We start from the raw sequence: 3,226 nt of genomic DNA, 5'->3' as shown, positions 1-3,226 counted from the left end.
CATCGGCGCTAAGGAGCTTAACTTCTGTGTTCGGCATGGGAACAGGTGTGACCTCCTTGCCATTGTCACCAGACAAATGAATGATTATACATTCAAAACTAGATAGTAAGTAAGATTTTGCGTCGCAAAACGTTTTTTAAAAATTGATTAAGTCTTCGATCGATTAGTATTCGTCAGCTCCACGTGTCACCACGCTTCCACCTCGAACCTATTAACCTCGTCATCTTCGAGGGATCTTATAACCGAAGTTGGGAAATCTCATCTTGAGGGGGGCTTCATGCTTAGATGCTTTCAGCACTTATCCCGTCCATACATAGCTACCCAGCTATGCCGTTGGCACGACAACTGGTACACCAGAGGTATGTCCATCCCGGTCCTCTCGTACTAAGGACAGCTCCTCTCAAATTTCCTACGCCCACGACGGATAGGGACCGAACTGTCTCACGACGTTCTGAACCCAGCTCGCGTACCGCTTTAATGGGCGAACAGCCCAACCCTTGGGACCGACTACAGCCCCAGGATGCGATGAGCCGACATCGAGGTGCCAAACCTCCCCGTCGATGTGAACTCTTGGGGGAGATAAGCCTGTTATCCCCGGGGTAGCTTTTATCCGTTGAGCGATGGCCCTTCCATGCGGAACCACCGGATCACTAAGTCCGTCTTTCGACCCTGCTCGACTTGTAGGTCTCGCAGTCAAGCTCCCTTATGCCTTTACACTCTATGAATGATTTCCAACCATTCTGAGGGAACCTTTGAGCGCCTCCGTTACCTTTTAGGAGGCGACCGCCCCAGTCAAACTGCCCGCCTGACACTGTCTCCCACCACGATAAGTGGTGCGGGTTAGAAAGCCAACACAGCTAGGGTAGTATCCCACCAACGCCTCCACGTAAGCTAGCGCTCACGTTTCAAAGGCTCCTACCTATCCTGTACAAGCTGTGCCGAATTTCAATATCAGGCTACAGTAAAGCTCCACGGGGTCTTTCCGTCCTGTCGCGGGTAACCTGCATCTTCACAGGTACTATGATTTCACCGAGTCTCTCGTTGAGACAGTGCCCAAATCGTTACGCCTTTCGTGCGGGTCGGAACTTACCCGACAAGGAATTTCGCTACCTTAGGACCGTTATAGTTACGGCCGCCGTTTACTGGGGCTTCGATTCGTAGCTTCGCAGAAGCTAACCACTCCTCTTAACCTTCCAGCACCGGGCAGGCGTCAGCCCCTATACATCACCTTACGGTTTAGCAGAGACCTGTGTTTTTGATAAACAGTCGCTTGGGCCTATTCACTGCGGCTCTTCTGGGCGTGAACCCTAAAGAGCACCCCTTCTCCCGAAGTTACGGGGTCATTTTGCCGAGTTCCTTAACGAGAGTTCGCTCGCTCACCTTAGAATTCTCATCTTGACTACCTGTGTCGGTTTGCGGTACGGGCACCTGTTATCTATCTAGAGGCTTTTCTCGGCAGTGTGAAATCAACGACTCGAGGAAACAATTTCCTCTCCCCATCACAGCTCAGCCTTATGAGTGCCGGATTTGCCTAACACTCAGCCTTACTGCTTGGACGTGCACTCCAACAGCACGCTTCGCCTATCCTACTGCGTCCCCCCATCGATTAAAACGATACTAGGTGGTACAGGAATATCAACCTGTTATCCATCGCCTACGCCTGTCGGCCTCAGCTTAGGACCCGACTAACCCAGAGCGGACGAGCCTTCCTCTGGAAACCTTAGTCAATCGGTGGACGGGATTCTCACCCGTCTTTCGCTACTCACACCGGCATTCTCACTTCTAAGCGCTCCACATGTCCTTGCGATCATGCTTCGACGCCCTTAGAACGCTCTCCTACCATTGTCCAAAGGACAATCCACAGCTTCGGTAATATGTTTAGCCCCGGTACATTTTCGGCGCAGTGTCACTCGACTAGTGAGCTATTACGCACTCTTTAAATGATGGCTGCTTCTAAGCCAACATCCTAGTTGTCTGGGCAACGCCACATCCTTTTCCACTTAACATATATTTTGGGACCTTAGCTGGTGGTCTGGGCTGTTTCCCTTTCGAACACGGACCTTATCACCCATGTTCTGACTCCCAAGTTAAATTAATTGGCATTCGGAGTTTGTCTGAATTCGGTAACCCGAGAGGGGCCCCTCGTCCAAACAGTGCTCTACCTCCAATAATCATCACTTGAGGCTAGCCCTAAAGCTATTTCGGAGAGAACCAGCTATCTCCAAGTTCGATTGGAATTTCTCCGCTACCCTCAGTTCATCCGCTCACTTTTCAACGTAAGTCGGTTCGGTCCTCCATTCAGTGTTACCTGAACTTCAACCTGACCAAGGGTAGATCACCTGGTTTCGGGTCTACGACCAAATACTCAACGCCCTATTCAGACTCGCTTTCGCTGCGGCTCCACATTTGCTGCTTAACCTTGCATCAGATCGTAACTCGCCGGTTCATTCTACAAAAGGCACGCCATCACCCATTAACGGGCTCTGACTACTTGTAAGCACACGGTTTCAAGTTCTCTTTCACTCCCCTTCCGGGGTACTTTTCACCTTTCCCTCACGGTACTGGTTCACTATCGGTCACTAGAGAGTATTTAGCCTTAGGAGATGGTCCTCCCAGATTCCGACGGAATTTCACGTGCTCCGTCGTACTCAGGATCCACTCAAGAGAGAATATGTTTTCGACTACAGGATTATTACCTTCTTTGATTCATCTTTCCAGATGATTCGTCTAACATGTTCTTTTGTAACTCCGTATAGAGTGTCCTACAACCCCAACAAGCAAGCTTGTTGGTTTGGGCTCTTCCCGTTTCGCTCGCCGCTACTCAGGGAATCGATTTTTCTTTCTCTTCCTCCGGGTACTAAGATGTTTCAGTTCTCCGGGTCTGCCTTCTGACATGCTATGAATTCACATGTCGATAACATGACATAACTCATGCTGGGTTCCCCCATTCGGAAATCTCTGGATCAACGCTTACTTACAGCTACCCAAAGCATATCGTCGTTAGTAACGTCCTTCATCGGCTTCTAGTGCCAAGGCATCCACCGTGCGCCCTTAATAACTTAATCTATGTTTCCACCATATTTTGAATTGTTATTCAAAATAAATAGCTAAAACTAGTTATTAATCTTGTGAGTGTTCTTTCGAACACTAGCGATTATTTATGAATTCAAGCTTATTTAAAACTCTATTCACTCGGTTTTGCTTGGTAAAATCTTACTTACTTATC

2 rRNA genes are annotated in these 3,226 nt (G+C 48.9%); both read right to left on the bottom strand.

The features are described 5' to 3' along the window. Nucleotides 1–73 (bottom strand): 5S ribosomal RNA (gene rrf / locus AC1Q7N_RS11615); the annotation flags it as partial. A 70-nt stretch (nt 74–143) separates the two neighbouring features. Then, nucleotides 144–3,065, bottom strand: a 23S ribosomal RNA gene (locus AC1Q7N_RS11610). Nucleotides 3,066–3,226: the final 161 nt, after the last annotated feature.

Source organism: Staphylococcus sp. GW823-FHT05F06 (assembly GCF_058795495.1).
Note: the sequence above shows the minus strand (reverse complement) of the source record. Positions and strands in the feature narration are given on the sequence as shown.